Genomic DNA, 16,471 nt, shown 5'->3' with positions numbered 1-16,471 from the left:
GCATGCAAGGGGTCTGGCCAGGTTGAACGTCAGAAGGGGCTGCTGTTGGTCTGACGCTTGGACGATTCGGGGCGCGGTCCGAACCGGCGGATGTAGTCCTCGTGCTTCTGCAGGTCCTTCTTGTACTGGATCTCGTCGACCAGATTGGGGTCGAGGCCGTGCTGTGCCAGCCGGTGCCGGCGCCAGATCTTGTTGAGCGCGAGCGCCATCAAAATCGCCCAGATGTAGATCGGCACGGTCATCTCGATGTGCACGTACAGCGAAGCGGGCAGCAGCCAGAGCGGCGCCAGCACGAACAGTGGCGGGATCGCCATCCGGATCAGATGACGGCGCACTGCGCCATGGTCGGCCAGGTCGTGGGCCACCCAGTCCCGCATGGAATCGGGCAACCGCTTGCCGTAGCAGTAGGCGATGTATTGGAAGAGGTTGGGACGGTCTTCGGTTTTCTGGCCGGCCATGGTGGACTCCTCGGGTCAGTCGGTGAGTGAGTTGGCCGCCAGTGCAGCCACGTTGATACGGCTCAACACTCGATGCAGCTCTTCGAGTTCGGCGAGGTCGACGCCCAGGCGCTCGACCACTGCGGGAGGGATCGCCAGGGCCCGTTCACGCAGGGCGATCCCGGCCTCGGTGAGCGCGACATCAGTTGCGCGTTCATCGCCCGCCCGGCGGCTGCGGGTCAGCAGGCCGAGTGCTTCCAGCCGTTTGAGCATCGGTGAAAGCGTCGCCGAATCGAGTTGCAGTGCGGAGGCGATCTCTTTGACCGAGAGCGGCGGAATGCCGCCCGAGCCGGACCGTTGGTGATCCCACAACGCCAGCATCACCAGGTACTGGGGATGGGTCAGCCCCAGCGGCTCCAGCAGCGGCCGGTAAACCGCGAGCACGGCGCGGTTGCTGACGGCCAGTGCGAAACAGACCTGTCGCTCGAGGGCCAGGGGATCGGCGCCGAGGGTTCCGGAGGGTGCGGTCGACGCTTCGGATACTGCGGTCATACTTAGAATGTACCCTAATAGTTAGGGTACTAACAATGTCTGTGCGGTCACACGTTCAGTGCGCGCGTTTCGCCAATCGCTCGGCGTTGTCGATCAGGATGCTGCGGCCCTGCACGCGGATCCAGCCGCGTTGCGCGAAGTCCGACAGCGCCTTGTTGACCGTCTCCCGCGAGGAGCCCACGAGCTGGGCGATCTCTTCTTGCGTCAGTTCGTGGTCGACACGCAGTGCGCTGCCGTCGCGGCTGCCGAATCGCTGCGCCAGGTAGAGCAGTTGCTTGGCAACCCGGCCCGGCACATCGGTGAAGATCAGGTCGGACAGGTTGTCGTTGGTGCGACGCAACCGGCGGGCCAGCACCCGCAGCAGTTGTTCGGCGATCTCAGGTCGATCGGCGATCCAGCTCCGCAGCACGCTGCGGCTCATCACCACCGCCTTCACTTCGGTCAGCGCGGTCACCGTCGAGGTTCGCGGACCCGGATCGAAGATGGCGAGTTCGCCGAACATGTCCGACGGGCCCATCAGCGTGATCAGGCTGTCGCGGCCGTCCGTCGACTTGCGGCCGATCTTCACCTTGCCCGCGGTGATGATGTACAGCGTGTCGCCGGGCTCGCCCTCGGTGAACACGACCTCGGTCCGACGGAAGGTCACCGGCTCCAACTGCCGGACGAGCGCGGCCACGGCGTCTGGCGACACACCTTGGAAGATGCCGGCGCGGGCCAGCACTTCATTCATGTTTCCCCCTTGGTGGATGTGCCGAACCTCGCTGCCCGGAACGTTTGTGCAGGTGGCAGCCGAAAGGAAGGCCGCCGTTTTACTTTACAAGGGCGTTCGGCGGGCCTGCGGCTCCGGGTTTACACAGGAACCTCACTTCGTAATGGTTCAGACCCTTGAGGGTCAGATTGTCGTGCAACAGATCCGTTGGGCTTCGGCGACGGATTCCGCGAGCGGGCGGCGCGTGTTGACGAGATGGGCGTCAGGCCAATCGGCGTCGGTCGCCAAACCTTCTGCGATCTGCGGGGTGGCATCTGAGTTGGTGACCTGCCGCTGGACGATGCGCTGCTTGGCTTCGTCGAGAGGCGCAGTGCACGCCAATTCCACTGTCGGACAACTCTGTTCCGCTGCAATCTCCCGCGCTCGCCGTCGAAGGTCTGGATCTCGCCAGGTACCGTCGAGGATCACCGACTGTCCCATGGCCAGTGTTTGTCGGGCCTTCTCCAGCACGGCCGCATAAACGGCGGACACGTTCTCCTTGCTGTACAGCCCCTCGTTCAAAATCCCGGCCGCGCCGTCGAGGACTCCACGCTCCTGCAGTTCGCGGCGCACATCATCGGTGGAGATGACTCGCGCAGCCACCTGTTCAGCGAGCGCGTGCGCGAGCGTGGTCTTGCCGGTTCCGGGGCCACCGCCCACGATGACCAGTCGCACGGCACCTCGGCGGAGGCGATCGAGGGCGATGTCGAGATGGCGCCGGGCATCATTCGTCGCGCTCTCGTTGCCCTGCTGAACCCTGATGCAGTCGACCTTGGCGCGGACCACGGCACGGTAGGCGATGTAGAAGTCCACCAATGCGCTCGGCGGCACATCCCCGGAGAGCCGCTGGTACTCGGCGATGAAGTAATCCGCCAGGTCTCGGCGGCCGAGGAATTCCAGGTCCATCGCCAGGAACGCGGCGTCGTCGCTGCAGTCGACATGGCGTAGGCCGTCGTCGAACTCGAGACAGTCAAGGATGGCCGGACCGTCTGGCATGCAGAAGATGTCTCCGGTCGACAAGTCGCCGTGGCCGTCGACGACGCGGCGGTTGGCGATGCGGTCGCCGAACAGTGCGGTGCGACCCGTGATGAACTGGTCATAGAGCCGATCGACCTCGGCCAGTGATTCAGCGGGCACCACCGTTCCCGCGTACCGGCGCAATTCAGTGAGGTTGTCCCGCCAACGGCCGGCGACCGCGGGCACCGCCGCTGCGCGGTCGATGTCGCCGGACCGTTCGGCGTCAGCGTGAAACCGCGCGATCGCATCGGCGATCGCTGACAGATGCTCAACCACAGGTTCACCACTGGCGACGATCGACGTCAACCGGCGCGAATCAGGGTATCTGCGCATCACGATCACCGGCTCGGGCTGACCACCTTGCAGATCGGAGAGATGGGCGACCCCGAGGTAGCTGTCGGGCGCGAGTCGCTGGTTCAAGCGAACCTCACGTACGCACACCTGTTCACGGTGCTCGACCGAGCTGAAATCGAGAAAGTCAGTGGTGACGGGTTTCTTGACTTTGTAGGCCCTGTCGCCCACCAACGCGACGATCCCGGTGTGTGTTTCGTGAATTTCCGCTGCGGCCATAACCGATGATTACTCTCCGTGGGCAACGGAGGGTAGCGGTCATCCGTCGGTATTCTCCTGCCGAAAGTCCTTCAGGCGACGGCCGAAAGACTCTGTTACTGGGGGCTGACCAGCCCGGCGTCGTACGCGTGGATGATGGCGGCGGCACGGTCACGCAGGTCGAGCTTGATGAAGATGTGGCCGATATGGCTCTTGACGGTGAGCCCGGAGATGCAGAGTTCATCGGCGATCTCGGCGTTGGAATGCCCCTTGGCGATCAGCGTCAGCACGTCGAGCTCCCGTGCGGTGAGATCGCCGACGGCGCCGTTGCGACGCGGCTCGGCGGACTTGCGGTACGTGGTGAGCACCCGTGAGGTCACCGCCGGGTCGAGATAGCTGTCGCCCTGGGCCACCGCGCGCACCGCCCGGATCAGTTCCTCGGCGGAGGAATCCTTGAGTACGAATCCGCTGGCCCCGGCCCGCAGCGCGCCCGAGAGCAACTCGTCGTCGTTGAACGTGGTCAGCGCCAGCACCGGAGGCCCGTCGACCGCCGTCACCTGGCGGGTGGCTTCGATCCCGTCGACACGTTTCATCCGCAGGTCCATCACCACCACGTCGGGCCGATACTGGCTGATGGCATCGGGCACCTCGTCGCCATCGGCGCATTCGGCGACGATCGTGAAGCCGTCCTTGCGCCGCAGAATGCGTCGCAGCCCGGAGCGCACCAGATCCTGGTCGTCGACCAGGAGGACCGCGACCTCGGTCACGGGGTCCGTCATGACACCACGGGGCATCGCCGGGGCGCCCGGTCGGTGTCATCCAAGGGAATGTTCGTGCGCACCGACCATCCGTCGTCGCCGGGACCGACGCTGATGATCCCGCCGAGCAGCTCGACGCGCTGGCGCATACCGCGCACACCGCGGCCCTCCGCATCGCGGCCGTTCCGGACGGCGAGAGCGGCCACTGGCAGTCGGTTGGCGACGGTCAAGGTCGCCGAGTTCCGTGAGATCCTCAGCAGCACTGTCGCTTCCGCATCGGGCGCGTGCTTGGCGATGTTGGCCAGAGACTCCTGGGCAATGCGGTACAACGCCAAGCCCACCGCGGCGGAGACCACATCGGTGCGGCCGGTCGCGTCGAACCGCACGTTGAGCCCGGCATGCACGAAATCGTCGACCAGGCAACTGATGTCGTCGACTCCGGGTTCGGGAGCCATGCTCATCGGGGCGCCGTCGAGTAGTCCGACCGTGCGCCGGATATCGGCCATGGCCTGACGCCCCAGGCGTTCGGCCTGCTCCAATGCCTCGACCGCGTCGTCGACGTCGCGGTCCTGCTGCAACCCCCGACGTGCCCCGGTCACGTGCAGCAGCGTCACGCTCAGTGAATGCGCAATCACGTCGTGGACCTCGCGGGCGATACGGCGCCGTTCGTCGGCCGCGGCATGGCGGGCCTGCGCGGCCTGCGACTCTTGCTGCTGTCGCATGAGTTGCTGCTGGGTGTGCACGAGATAGCCCACCAGCCAACCCATCCCGAGGATCCCCAGATAGAGCGGCAGGGCATCGAGACGGTGTTGCGAGGCAGCGGTCAGCAGCAGGGTGGCCGCGGTCAGCGACGCCAAGAATCCACCCCACACCCCGGTGAGTGAGGCGACCTCGCCGACCATCAGCACCGCGATCAACGGAGCGAAGTCGTTGGATACCGGTGTTGCCGTCGCGAACAGCAACACGGCAGTCGCGGTGGTCCAGGTTCCCCAGACGATCGGCGCCTTGAAATCGACGCCCGACAGGTAGAACAACGCGAAGGGCGCAGCGCAGACGACGAACGCGAGCAGGCCGGCCTGAAGGTCGGCCGTCGGGCGCTGCAACATCGCCACCAGGCCGGCACCGATCACCGTCGTGTCGAACGCCAACACGATGGCCCAGTTGTAGCCCACCGGGAGCGCATAGCCCCGCCGGTGTACGTGCGCACGGAACCCGCGCGCGATGCTACCGAGCATGTTGTGATCGTAGAAGGTGAAGGCGTTGCTGCGCCTCCTACTACGGTTGGATTTTCGGGGGCCGGATTTTCTGGGGCTGGATTTTCGGGGGCCGGATTTCAGCAATTCAGAGTCGCCACATTTCGCGTGACATCGCGGCGTCCTCGACGAAGCGTTCGCGCACCGGCGGATAGTAGGGCTGCTTCAGGTCGGGGCGGGGCACGGTGGCCAGTGCTGCGCGCACCGCGGCCACCGCGCGCCGCCACCGGCCGGCGTCCTGGGAGCCCTGGTGCGGCGGTGTCACCCGGTCGGTCACCGGTGGGGTGACGACGGCATCTTTCGCCGTCCATCCACGGGCGACGCCTGTCACTGAATTCGCTATCGAGATAGCTGGGGAACGCTGTGCTCGTGTCATGGCTCGACGCTACGAAGAACGCAGGTCAACCCACATCGCTCTGGTGTCCGATCTTGACCTACGACCGTAGTAGGAGAACTGAACCGACCACAGGACGATGGCGCCACAAGTGGTTAGGCTCCTCTTGTGGTCTCGAGCTCGACCCATAGACGTGGTCCCCGGCGTGATGTCGACACCCGAACCCTGATCGTCGATACCGCTGAGCGAATGTTCGCCGAGACGTCGATCGGTGCGGTGGCGGCGCGGGCAGTGGCCCGCGAGGCAGGCGTGGCCAGCCGCGCGGTGGCCTACCATTTCCCGGCCAAGCGGGACCTGGTGCTCGAGGTGGCACGACGGCGGGTGCCGACGGTGTTCGGGGCCGTCGTCCAGGAGCTGGTGCGGGTGGCTGAGTCCGGGAACGAGATCGGTGTCTGCGACGTCGTCGAGGCTCTCATCGCGCCTTACGTCCGGCTGCTTGACGAGGATCCGATCGGTGGATTGCGCTGGCTCAAGGTAATGAATCAGCTTGCCTTGGACGAAGATCAGATCTGGCTCGATCAATTGGCGGGCACACCGAGCCTGCCCGAGTTGTTCTTCGCCGCCGCGGGACGGGCGGTGCCGGACATCCAGACCACAGAAGGTCAGCAGCGCAGCACGATTGCCATCTTTGCGATGATCGGTGCGCTGGCCAGCTCCGATCTGACTCTCTACGGGCGGCCTTTGGGGCCCGGCGGACTGGACCGTGGGTGGGTCGACCAGTTGGTCCGGTTCACCGGCAGCGGTTTGCGCGGCGACGGGGGTCTGCCCGACTAGGATCGGGGCGTGCAGATCGACGGCCAGCAGCTTGCTGCCTTCGCCGCGGTGGTCGAGCTGGGAAGCTTCGATGCAGCCGCGCAGCGTCTGCATGTGACTCCTTCGGCGGTCAGCCAGCGCATCAAGGCCCTGGAGCAACGTGTCGGGCAGGTTTTGGTGGTTCGCGAAAAGCCCTGCACAGCAACATCTGCCGGCGTTCCACTGCTCAGGCTGGCGGCGCAGACGGCATTGCTGGAGTCCGAGGCACTGGCGGAGATGGGCGGCGGCACCGCGCAACGCACCAGGATCGCGCTGGCCGTCAACGCCGATTCGATGGCGACCTGGTTCACCGGGGTGTTCGCCCGGGCCGCCGAGTTCCTGTTCGACATCAGGATCGAGGATCAGGACCTTTCGGCACGACTGCTGCGCGAGGGCGTGGTGATGGGAGCCGTCACCACCGAGCGGAACCCGGTGCCGGGCTGTCGGGTGCACCCGCTGGGCGCGATGCGCTACGTGCCGGTGGCCAGTGCGGAATATGTGCAGCGCTACCTGCCGGAAGGGTTCACCCGCGACGCGGCGCACGCGGCGCCCTCGCTGTCCTGGAACCGTGATGATGCGCTACAGGATCAATTGGTGCGCAAGGTATTCCGCAGGGACGTGGTCAGGCCGACGCATTACATCCCGACTGCCGAGGGTTTCGGCGCCGCAGTGCGCGCCGGGCTGGGCTGGGGGATGTATCCCGAGGAACTGGTGGACGACGACTTTGTCCGGATCACCGAACAGTATCTGGACGTGCCGCTGTTCTGGCAGTGCTGGAAGCTCGACAGCCCGATGGTCGCCGCCATCACGGCCGCGGTGCGCGACGCGGCTGCCGGCTTGCGCGGGTAGACCCCGAGACGGAGCTACCGCACGAGTGGGGCCAGATGCTTTCGCGCGTAGGAGCGAACCGCCGTGTCGTCGTTGACATCCAACACCGGCGTCGGCATCTGGGCCAGTGAGCACGCCAAGCGGATGTGCAGTTCGGCGACGGCCAGCAGGTCGGGATCGGGCATGGTCGCGCCCGCCGCGCGAAGGGCCTTGGCCATCGCCGACGAGGCGTGGTGCAGAAACGCCGGAGCCTGGTCGTAGGCTCCGGCCACTGCCGTGAAATCGGTGTCCAGGCGCAGGAACCTGCGCATCACCGGCTCGGTCGTCAGCAGCCGCACACCTTCGCAGAACGCCGCCACCGCAGCCTCGTTGGGGCCGGAATCGATTGCGACGGTGCGCAGCCGGTGCATCGCCGCGTCGAAGGTGCGCCGCCCGAGTTCGGTGATCAGCGCGTCGCGGGTGGGAAAGCGGCGGTAGAGCGTACGGCGGCTGACACCGGCCTGCTTGGCGATGACATCCAGACTGGCCCGGCCGAGGCCGACGAGCGCCACCTCCTCGGCGGTGGCCTTGAGGATGGCGTCTTCCTGTTCGGATTGGCTGGCGTTGCTGCGTGGTGGCATCGCTACCAGTGTGTCAGCCCGCTGCCGGGCATCCCAGTGGCGCGAACGAATCCAGCGCCACCGATCGGTGCAGGCGAACCAGCTTCTCGTACTGCAGCCGGTTGTAGGCCAGAGGCACCAGCAGTAGCCGGTCGGGCAACACCCGCCAGGCCAGTTGGAGCAGTCGGGTGTAGACGGCGAATTCCCGGTCGTGCCGGGACTGCCAACGGAACCCTGTCATCTCCCGAATCCCCGGATGCATGATGCCGAATGAGCACACTTTGATCACCCGGCCGGCGATCGGTCGAACTGCTGTCCAGGATGGGGTCAACGCCAGTCGCACCGGGGCGGGCAGCAGTAGGGTCGGCAATGGAAGCTGAGTCAGTCCGGCCGTCACGCGGGTCAGGAACTCGTTGCCCTGCAACTGGTTTTCCACCATGTCGTCGTAGTAGCGGGACGCCTCGGCGTACGTTTCCGGGAGTTTCGCCGACGCACCCGGCAGCTCGATCGAGCGAAACGCCTCGAGTAGTTGACCGTAGGCGGCCTCCTGCTCGGCGGCGTTCATCGTGATGCCGGTCGCCGGCGTGAACGAATGCAGGACGACGAAGATCCCGCTGATCGCGATCCAGTTCCACAGCTGCGGGTTCAGGGCGCTGTAGCGGACCTCGGCGAAGTCGTCTTTGCCGTGTCCGCGGACGTCGCGGTGCATCGTTTGCAGGCGGCGCCCCTCCGCCTCGCGGTCCGTGGCGTCACCCCAGATCGCCAGGAACGCCGAAAATCCGCTGCGCACACCGCGATCGAGAAAGTTTCGTTCGAACCGGCCGCTGCGGTCGACGGCCGCGGCCACCGGGACCAGGGCGACTTCGTCGAACGCGGCGGCGCCGAAGGCGCCGCCCAGGATGCTGCCCGAGTGCCTGCGGAAATCCGCCAGCACGTTCGGTCGCACTATGTCCGTGTCGGCCGCGCTGACATTAGCCATGGCACAAAGTCTAGTTATTCGTGCCAATGTGTCAATGGGTGCCGGCTCGCGAAGATCCGTGGTGCCGTCAGGTCAGGTTGCCTCTGAAGAAAGCGGTCAGTGTGTCGAACGGGATCAGGTCGACCCGGTCGTAGAGATCGACGTGGCCGGCCCCGGGAACGATGGCGAGCTGTTTTGGCTCGCCCGCCAAGCGGTAAGCGTCCTCGCTGAACTCCCGCGAGTGGGCCCGCCCTCCCGTGACGAACAACATGGGACGCGGCGAGATCGTCTCGATGTCGTTGAACGGATAGAAGTTCATGAACTTCACGTTGCTGGTGAGGGTGGGATGTGTGGTGAGGTCGGGTGACTGGCCGTCGGGCGTGAAGGCGCCGCGCCGCGTCCGGTAGAAGTCGTAGAACTCCCGCTCGACAACGGTGGAGCTCTCGGTCAGTTCGTGCACCGTACCGCTGGTGTATTCGGTTTCGCCGCCGATGAATTCGGCATCACGTTGACGGGCTGCCCGGTCTATGAGCTGTTGCCGCTGTTCCAGACTCAGGCTATTGCGCAATCCGTGACGGTTGGCCGCGCCCATGTCGTACATGCTGACCGTCGCGACGGCCTTGATGCGTGGGTCGATCTTCGCGGCACTGACCACGAAGCTTCCGCTGCCGCAGATCCCGAGGGCGCCGATCCGCTCCCGGTCGACGAAGGATTGCGTGCGCAGGTAATCGACAGCGGCACTGAAGTCTTCGGCATAGATGTCCGGTGACACCGCATTGCGCGGCCGGCCCTCGCTCTCACCCCAGAACGACAAGTCCAGCGACATGGTGACGAAGCCCTGTTCGGCCATCTTGGTGGCGTAGAGATTGGCGCTCTGCTCCTTCACCGCACCCATCGGATGCCCGACAACCATGGCGGCGGTTCTTCCTTTGCGGTTCAGGTCTTTCGGGACGAACAGGTTGCCGCCGACCTCCATCTGATACTGGTTCTTGAAGGTCACCTTCTGCACATCAACCCGATCGCTGACAAAGAAATTGTCGGCGCCGTGGCTCATGTCGCCGGCAGGAAGATCGGGCGTACCGGCGGTGGCCGGCAATGGCGGAGCGATACCGGACGGCCGTGACGCGCACGCCGAAGCGGTCAGTGCCGTCAGGGCCGACGCTCCGGCTCCGGCCAGCTTCAACGCCTTGCGTCGGCTCAAATACGTTTCATTGAAGGTCATTTCGATACTCCTTGGGCGATGAGATGGAAGAGGTACTCACGCGGCCAGGGTGCACTCTGGGGTTCGCGGTGATGCAGAAGCTCTCGGCCGGAGCGTGATCAGCACGGCAAGCGGAATCAGCGCCGAAGCGGTGATGGCAGCTCCGAGAATGGCTGGGCCGCTCAGCCCCAACGCCGTCGAGATGGTGGCCGCGGCCAGGGCCGACCCGCCCGCGGTACCGAGATTGAACGCGGCGGTGGCCAGCGATGACGCCAGGGTGGAACTGCCACCGGCATGCTGCAGCGTCTGCGCGATCAGCACCGGATTGGCTCCGAGCCCACACGCACCCAACAGCACCACCACGATGACCGCGACCGCAGAGTGTTCGGCAGTGGCTGCCAGCACGAGCATCCCGGTCGCCGAGGCCGTCACCGCCACCGCAATGGTGGTCAGGGGATGGCGGTCGCCGAAGCGGCCCCCGATGGCAGTGCCTGCCAACGCACCGATGCCGAACGCGACCAACACCACCGGCACGAGCGCCGGTGCAATACCGGCACGGTCGGTCAGTAGCGGACTGATGAAGCTGTACATGCCGAGGAATCCGGCCTGGGCAAGCACTATGACCGCCAGCACAACCCACATCCGCCACGGCCGCAGCCCGGCCACTTCGCTGCGCACGGACACCTTTGCCGGAGATTGGCCGAGCGTGGGAGGCGCGATGCGAAACACCGCCACGCCGATGACCAACGACAGCCCGGCAAGCATCCAGAACGGGCCGCGCCACCCGGTGAACAAGCTCGCGAAGGTGCCCAGTGGAACGCCGGCGACGACTGCCAGGCTCAGGCCGCCTGACATCACCGCGATCGCCCGCGCGCCGGCACCGGGCCCTGCGACAGCGGTGGCGACCACCGCTCCGATTGCCCAAAAGGTTCCGGTGGCCAGGGCGGTGACCACCCGCGAGACAACGACCACACCGTATGAATCGCTGAGCGCCGCCACCACGTGGCCGGCACTGAACACCGACAGCGCCCCGACGAGCGTCGCACGCGCGGGCAGTCGCAGTGTGGCCAACGCCATGGCCGGTGGACCGATGATCATTCCGACGGCAAACGCGGTGATGAGCAGACCCGCTCGAGTCACGTCGACGCCGAGGTCAGATGCCACATCGGGTAACAGACCGGCCAGCATGAACTCGGTGGTACCCATCAAGAAGATGCCGGCGGCGACGACGTACACCAGCGTCGGCAGCCGGGTTGAGTGGGTTGTTTGTTGCATGTCACCAGGGAACGCGACACCGACGGGATCAGGGAGTCCCGGTCGAGACGTGTACTGAGAGTGCATCCCAGGAACCTTCTGTCAGTCGTACCGTCGAATACGTGAACAATCGAGCCGAGGTCAGCGAGTTCCTGACTTCGCGGCGAGCCAAGATCACCCCGCAACAGGCGGGTATTCCCGACGCGGGACACCGCCGGGTCCCAGGTCTTCGCCGCAGCGAGGTCGCGACGTTGGCCGGCGTCAGCGTCGAGTACTACGCCAAACTGGAACGCGGCTCTCTCGGTGGTGTGTCAGCGTCAGTGCTCGACGCGCTGGCTCGGGCACTGCAACTCGACGACGCCGAACGGGCGCACCTGTTCCACCTCGCCCACGCCGCCGACGGCACGAGTGCCGGAATGCGTCCGAGGCGACGTCCATCCGCACGCTGGACGCCGCGGCCGGCACTGCAGTGGGTGCTCGACGGTATTGCGCCCCCGGCCATCATTCGTAACGGCCGCATGGACCTGTTGGCGACCAACCACCTTGGCCGGGCGATGCACTCCTGCCTGTACGACAGCGAGCCGGGCGACGTACCGAACTTCGCCCGCTACACGTTCCTCGACGAGGATTCGCAACGCTTCTACCCGGACTGGGACACCGCCGCGGACACCGCCGTGGCTATTCTGCGGACGGAGGCCGGGCGCGACCCGCACGACAAGGCGCTGCATGATCTGGTCGGCGAACTGTCCACCCGCAGTGAACAATTCCGCCGCCTGTGGGGTTCTCACAACGTACGTCTGCACGGTGCCGGGGTGAAGCACTTCCACCACACCGTCGTCGGGGACCTGGAACTGGCGTACGAAAGCGTCGACATGATCTCCGACCCCGGCCTCACGCTGACGATCTATGTGGCCGAACCTGCTTCGGCCACAGCGCACGCCCTGGAGCTGCTCGCCTCGTGGGCCGCCACGTCGGCTGCCGAGGGGGGCACTGTTGTCCGTGAGGAGATGAGCTGACGCAGCGATTGGTATGTTCGCGAACATGGCCAATCGGACTCACCGCTACGAAGTCGAGGTGACCTGGACCGGCAACACCGGTTCGGGAACCAGTGGTTACCGCGAGTACGCGCGCGACCACGACGTGACGGGCGTAGATGCGCCGGGCAAGCCCGCAATCCTGGGTAGCGCCGATCCCGCCTTCCGGGGAGACCCGCAGCGCTGGAACCCCGAGGAACTGCTGGTGGTCAGCCTGTCCCAATGCCACATGCTGTGGTATCTCGCACTGTGTGCCCGTGAACGCATCACCGTGACCGCCTACTCTGACCGGCCGGAAGGCACAATGAGTGAGAATGCCGAAGGCAGTGGCCTTTTCACCGATGTCACGTTACGGCCGCAGGTGATCATCGCCGAGCCGGACCGGGTCGGCGACGCCACGGAACTGCATCACGAAGTCCACCGGATGTGCTTCATCGCCAACTCGGTCAACTTCCCGGTGAGTGCTACACCGATCGTGACAGCACCGAACGGGGGATGAACGACGCGTCGACCGGGATGAACCGGGGTGCGCTCCAGCTGGATTCGTCGGGCAATGATCCGGATTCGATGACGACTCCCGTAGCGTTCCCATGGTCGCCGTCGATGTCGATGGACGCACCCGGAGCGCCGTACGAACCGTTGCAGTCGCTCGAACATTGTCCGGTCACGGGATCGATGTTGCCTTCGAACATGTCGTTGATCCATCCCGCCATCAACCACTGCACGGCCGGTGGGTTCTGCGGCTGCGGAATGCCCGCAACGAGGTAGGCCGCGAATTGGATCAGCGGGTTGCCGCCGAGCATGGAGTCCATGTGCACGCCGCCGTCGACGACGACGCCGTTGAACTTTCCCGGGCGGGCAGCCGAGAGATCGTCGTTCACACTGCTCGTGGAGTTCAGGAAATTCGGTGGCGCACCGATCTCGTAGACCGGCACGTAGTCGGACGGATCATTGCCGTTGCTGGCCTCGAGGAGTGCGAGACGCTCCATCGCATTGGGCATGATCGGCGAGACGGGAACCGCATCGAGCAGCACCACGCCGGCGAGATCGTTGGCGACATCCTGGCCGTCGGCTCGCCGCGCCACCAACCCCTCTGCGTAGTAGCCGGCGACCCCGGGAGCGAATCCACCGCCGAGTGAGTGCCCGACGAGGACGAACTGTTGCGGGACGGCGAAGCTCTCCTGGCCCGCCTTCAATGTCGCCGTGGTCATGCTGGCGTTCAACGCTTTTCGGTCGGGGTCGAGGAAGAGCTGAGCGACGGCCTTGTGCATGTTGTCCCCGCCGAGCCACATCCCGCCGTCAGCGAACGGATTGGACGTCACGGTGGTGACCACCACCACGCTGTTGGTTCTTTCCGCGAGATAGGACGCGGTGTAGCTGTACATCGGACCGGTGGCCAGGACTCCGTGCTGGAGGTAGATCAACCGTTCCGACCCGCCCTGCGTCGGGATATACCAATCGGCAGGCACCTCGGTGCCCGGGGCGACGACCAGCGTCGAACTACTCACCTGGACCGAGTCGCGGAGCGCGGGCGGCACCACCGGCGGACCGTCGACGGTCTGGATCAGTCCGCCGATGGCATTGAAGACGAGCGACCCGACGGCCCTGACCAGCGGTGGATAGTCGGGTTGGAAAGGGCCGAGTATCGACGTGGGGGATGGGCTGGTCTGGTCTGCGGTCGGCGTTGAAACCTTGTCCGCCACTTGAGCAATAACGGCCTGTGCGCGGTGGCTGCCGATGACTGGTGCGCGTTGCGGATCGGCAGTCGACGGCGCCAGACGGTCGCGTACTTCGTTACGCAGCACGGCCAGTCGGTGGACCGGTGCCGACGCTGTGAGGGTTCTCGAAATGGGCGTCTCCGCCGTGTCGTCCGTCTTCTCGGCAGCCGGGCGGTGACGCGGGATCGCCCCCGACGGGCGGTCACCCCGTTTGGCGGAGCTCTTGCGGCTCTGCGGCCCGGCGGGCGTGTCCGAGACCCGTTTCTGATGGCGCCGGTTGGCTGTTGTGGCGCTTGATTTCCCGCTGTCGGCCGACGATGTCTTCGCCGGTCCTGGATCAGACGCGCCGTCGGAGTCGGCGTTGGCTGCGCCGGCTCCGACGAGCAGCGCCGCGGATACTCCGGCGGTCAGTACACCGGCTCCGACCCAACCCGAAAACTGCGTCATGTGTCCCCCGATAGGCCGATGCGTGAATGGCTGGATGCTAACTCGCCGGTACCACTCCCCGCGGCAGGATCAGCGGGAGATCGTTGTAGGTGACGATGCCGGGTGCGGCGTTGATCACCGCGGGGATCGCGTTGATCGGGGGAGTGGCGGTCATGATGTGCCCCAGCACCATGAACTCCTCCAGGGTGGTGGCCTCGAAGTCCGGCGGCGGCAGGAAGCCGACCTTCATCGTCACGGTCGGACGACCGGCCACCTCGATCACCCAGCCGTCCTGGTCGATCTGCCAATCAGGTTGCAGTGTCTGGCCTTTGCGCCACCGCAGGGTGAGCTCCACCCGAGTGATGTCGCCGATGATGCCTTTCCAGCTGACGAACACCCCCGCCACGCCGCCGGCCGGGATGGTCCATGAGCCGAGGTCGAGATCTTCTGTGGTCTGGGCGTATTCGGCGTCGCAGCGCACCTCGTCGAACTCGATGCCGAGCGCGTCACCGATCATCCGGACCGCCTCGCCGAAGACCCCCGTGCCATGCGCCGTCATGGCCTGCAGGTCGGGATGGTCGATGGGCTGACCGAACCCGACCGGCTTCTCGGTTTCGGGCGAATCGTAGAACGTGGTGTCGGCCGCCTCGTTGACGGTGATCTTGTCCACCCGGTCGCAGATGCCGGCCGCCACGATCGCCAACTGGTTCACGTAGCCGGGGCTGATGCCCGATCCGAACATGGTCGAGCCACCCTTGCGGCAGGCCTCGGCGATGCGTTCGCGGCCCTCGCCCTGGTTGTGGCCGGTGATGAATGACGCGGTTGCAACCACATTGACTCCGGCGGAGAGGATCTCGACGAGTTCGTCGACATCGATCCACATCGGGTTGTAGACCACGACGTCCGGTTTGAGGGCCAGCAGTGCCTGGACATCATTGGTGGCCGCGACGCCGAGGGGCTCGAGGCCGACGAGCTCGCCGACATCTTTGCCGGCCTTGTCCGGTGACCAGGCGTAGCAGCCGACCAGTTCCAGGGTGGGGTTGCGGGCGATGGCCGCAACCGAACTCTTCCCGACGTTTCCCGTCGTCCACTGGACAACCCGGTATGGCGAAGTTTGTGACATCGCAGCAGCTCCTTGCTCGGTTTCGGGCAGTTTTCCACGACCGTGAGAAAAAGGGAAGAGTGGCGCTCCGGCGGCGTCGTGAGGAACTAGAATTGCCTGTGTGACCACCGGAAATGCGCCACGTCGGGGCCGGGGACGTCCACCGCGCATCGATCAGCAACAGATCGTTGCCGCGGCACGCGCCATGCCCCCGGGTGCGCTGACCATGCAGGCGGTCGCCGATGCGCTCGGGGTGGACCGCACCACGTTGCACTACTACGTCGGTGATCGCGACGGCCTGCTGGAGCTGGTGGTGGCCGATCTGTTCGAGACCGAGCTGCGCTCGATCAAGTTGCCCGAAGGTGCGAGCTGGCAGGAGATTCTGCGGGCCTACGGCAACGCGATCCGCCACGGCGTACTCAAACTCGGGGTGACAGCGACGAGTTTCCGGTTGAGCGGCACCGGCGGGGCGGCGAGCCTCGCGCTGGCCGAACAGGTGCTGCAGGCTTTGACCGACGGTGGATTCAGCACCGACGACGCCGGGCGGGTGCTCACCCTGGTGTCCGGACTGGCGATGTCGGCCGCGCACGATGTGCTGGGCTCGGCGGAGTCACGGCTGCATCATCAGACACCCGAGGTGGTGCGTGCGCTGAAAGACCTTCCGTCCAGTGAATTTCCACTGCTCAGCCGTGTGGTGGCCGATCGCGGTGTCGCCGCGACCGCTGCCCAGGACTTCGAATTCAACCTCGACATCGTGATCTCCGGGCTCGAAAGGTTCCTGGCCGAGTAGGTACGGGTCGTGACGCAAGGGCGGCTCGGGTACAGTGCTCAGCATCCTCTTAGGCGGAACT

Annotated in this window: 18 protein-coding genes; 5 read left to right on the top strand and 13 right to left on the bottom strand. The window is 65.6% G+C overall.

Annotation, left to right across the window (positions count from 1 at the left end; all coding sequences use genetic code 11):
- Positions 1 to 29: 29 nt before the first annotated feature.
- From ACZY08_RS02440 to ACZY08_RS02410, 7 genes are all read right to left on the bottom strand, one after another.
- A complete protein-coding gene (locus tag ACZY08_RS02440) occupies positions 30 to 458 on the bottom strand; it encodes a DUF5313 domain-containing protein (RefSeq protein WP_463743021.1) in 429 nt (142 codons plus the stop codon).
- 15 nt (positions 459 to 473) lie between these two features.
- On the bottom strand, positions 474 to 989 hold the full coding sequence (locus tag ACZY08_RS02435; protein ID WP_463743020.1) for a MarR family winged helix-turn-helix transcriptional regulator: 516 nt from the start codon (positions 987 to 989) through the stop codon (positions 474 to 476).
- Positions 990 to 1,044: 55 nt separating this feature from the next.
- Positions 1,045 to 1,719, bottom strand: a complete 675-nt coding sequence (gene crp / locus ACZY08_RS02430) for a cAMP-activated global transcriptional regulator CRP (protein WP_463743019.1) — start codon at positions 1,717 to 1,719, stop codon at positions 1,045 to 1,047.
- Between the two features lie 162 nt (positions 1,720 to 1,881).
- Positions 1,882 to 3,324, bottom strand: coding sequence for a bifunctional aminoglycoside phosphotransferase/ATP-binding protein (locus tag ACZY08_RS02425; protein ID WP_463743018.1), 1,443 nt, complete (start codon positions 3,322 to 3,324; stop codon positions 1,882 to 1,884).
- A 95-nt stretch (positions 3,325 to 3,419) separates the two neighbouring features.
- Entirely contained in the window at positions 3,420 to 4,082 is a 663-nt protein-coding gene (locus ACZY08_RS02420; protein WP_463743017.1) for a response regulator transcription factor, read from the bottom strand.
- Entirely contained in the window at positions 4,079 to 5,296 is a 1,218-nt protein-coding gene (locus ACZY08_RS02415; RefSeq protein WP_463743016.1) for a sensor histidine kinase, read from the bottom strand. The genes ACZY08_RS02420 and ACZY08_RS02415 overlap by 4 nt, the downstream gene beginning before the upstream one ends.
- A 106-nt stretch (positions 5,297 to 5,402) precedes the next feature.
- Positions 5,403 to 5,690, bottom strand: a complete 288-nt coding sequence (locus ACZY08_RS02410; protein WP_463743015.1) for a hypothetical protein — start codon at positions 5,688 to 5,690, stop codon at positions 5,403 to 5,405.
- A gap of 126 nt (positions 5,691 to 5,816) precedes the next feature.
- On the opposite strand from ACZY08_RS02410, the gene ACZY08_RS02405 reads away from it, so the two are divergent.
- Positions 5,817 to 6,482 (top strand): TetR/AcrR family transcriptional regulator, encoded by a 666-nt coding sequence (locus ACZY08_RS02405; protein WP_463743014.1) that lies wholly within the window; start codon positions 5,817 to 5,819, stop codon positions 6,480 to 6,482.
- Positions 6,483 to 6,491: 9 nt separating this feature from the next.
- Positions 6,492 to 7,349 (top strand): LysR family transcriptional regulator ArgP, encoded by an 858-nt coding sequence (locus ACZY08_RS02400; RefSeq protein ID WP_463743013.1) that lies wholly within the window; start codon positions 6,492 to 6,494, stop codon positions 7,347 to 7,349.
- Positions 7,350 to 7,363: 14 nt separating this feature from the next.
- On the opposite strand, the gene ACZY08_RS02395 is transcribed toward ACZY08_RS02400, so the two are convergent.
- From ACZY08_RS02395 to ACZY08_RS02380, 4 genes are all read right to left on the bottom strand, one after another.
- Positions 7,364 to 7,948, bottom strand: a complete 585-nt coding sequence (locus ACZY08_RS02395) for a TetR/AcrR family transcriptional regulator (RefSeq protein WP_463743012.1) — start codon at positions 7,946 to 7,948, stop codon at positions 7,364 to 7,366.
- A gap of 13 nt (positions 7,949 to 7,961) precedes the next feature.
- A complete protein-coding gene (locus ACZY08_RS02390; protein ID WP_463743011.1) occupies positions 7,962 to 8,906 on the bottom strand; it encodes an oxygenase MpaB family protein in 945 nt (314 codons plus the stop codon).
- A gap of 67 nt (positions 8,907 to 8,973) precedes the next feature.
- On the bottom strand, positions 8,974 to 10,107 hold the full coding sequence (locus ACZY08_RS02385) for an alpha/beta hydrolase (protein ID WP_463743010.1): 1,134 nt from the start codon (positions 10,105 to 10,107) through the stop codon (positions 8,974 to 8,976).
- Positions 10,108 to 10,143: 36 nt separating this feature from the next.
- Positions 10,144 to 11,361 (bottom strand): MFS transporter, encoded by a 1,218-nt coding sequence (locus ACZY08_RS02380; protein WP_463743009.1) that lies wholly within the window; start codon positions 11,359 to 11,361, stop codon positions 10,144 to 10,146.
- Positions 11,362 to 11,462: 101 nt separating this feature from the next.
- On the opposite strand from ACZY08_RS02380, the gene ACZY08_RS02375 reads away from it, so the two are divergent.
- Together ACZY08_RS02375 and ACZY08_RS02370 are read left to right on the top strand one after the other, a co-directional pair.
- Positions 11,463 to 12,356: a helix-turn-helix transcriptional regulator gene (locus ACZY08_RS02375; protein WP_463743008.1), complete on the top strand. Its 894-nt coding sequence runs from the start codon at positions 11,463 to 11,465 to the stop codon at positions 12,354 to 12,356.
- 25 nt (positions 12,357 to 12,381) lie between these two features.
- Positions 12,382 to 12,873 carry an OsmC family protein gene (locus ACZY08_RS02370; protein ID WP_463743007.1) on the top strand — a complete coding sequence of 164 codons (492 nt, stop codon included), beginning with the start codon at positions 12,382 to 12,384 and terminating at the stop codon, positions 12,871 to 12,873.
- On the opposite strand, the gene ACZY08_RS02365 is transcribed toward ACZY08_RS02370, so the two are convergent.
- Positions 12,839 to 14,539, bottom strand: a complete 1,701-nt coding sequence (locus ACZY08_RS02365; RefSeq protein ID WP_463743006.1) for an alpha/beta hydrolase — start codon at positions 14,537 to 14,539, stop codon at positions 12,839 to 12,841. The genes ACZY08_RS02370 and ACZY08_RS02365 overlap by 35 nt on opposite strands.
- A 37-nt stretch (positions 14,540 to 14,576) precedes the next feature.
- Positions 14,577 to 15,641, bottom strand: a complete 1,065-nt coding sequence (locus ACZY08_RS02360; RefSeq protein WP_463743005.1) for an NAD(P)H-dependent amine dehydrogenase family protein — start codon at positions 15,639 to 15,641, stop codon at positions 14,577 to 14,579.
- Between the two features lie 100 nt (positions 15,642 to 15,741).
- Between ACZY08_RS02360 and ACZY08_RS02355 the strand changes: the two genes are divergently transcribed.
- Positions 15,742 to 16,410, top strand: a complete 669-nt coding sequence (locus tag ACZY08_RS02355) for a TetR/AcrR family transcriptional regulator (RefSeq protein WP_463743004.1) — start codon at positions 15,742 to 15,744, stop codon at positions 16,408 to 16,410.
- The last annotated feature ends 61 nt before the right edge of the window (positions 16,411 to 16,471 follow it).

Source organism: Mycobacterium sp. IDUB_9, from assembly GCF_055419505.1.
The sequence above is the reverse complement of the archived record's forward strand: the minus strand, read 5'-3'. Positions and strand labels throughout refer to the sequence as shown.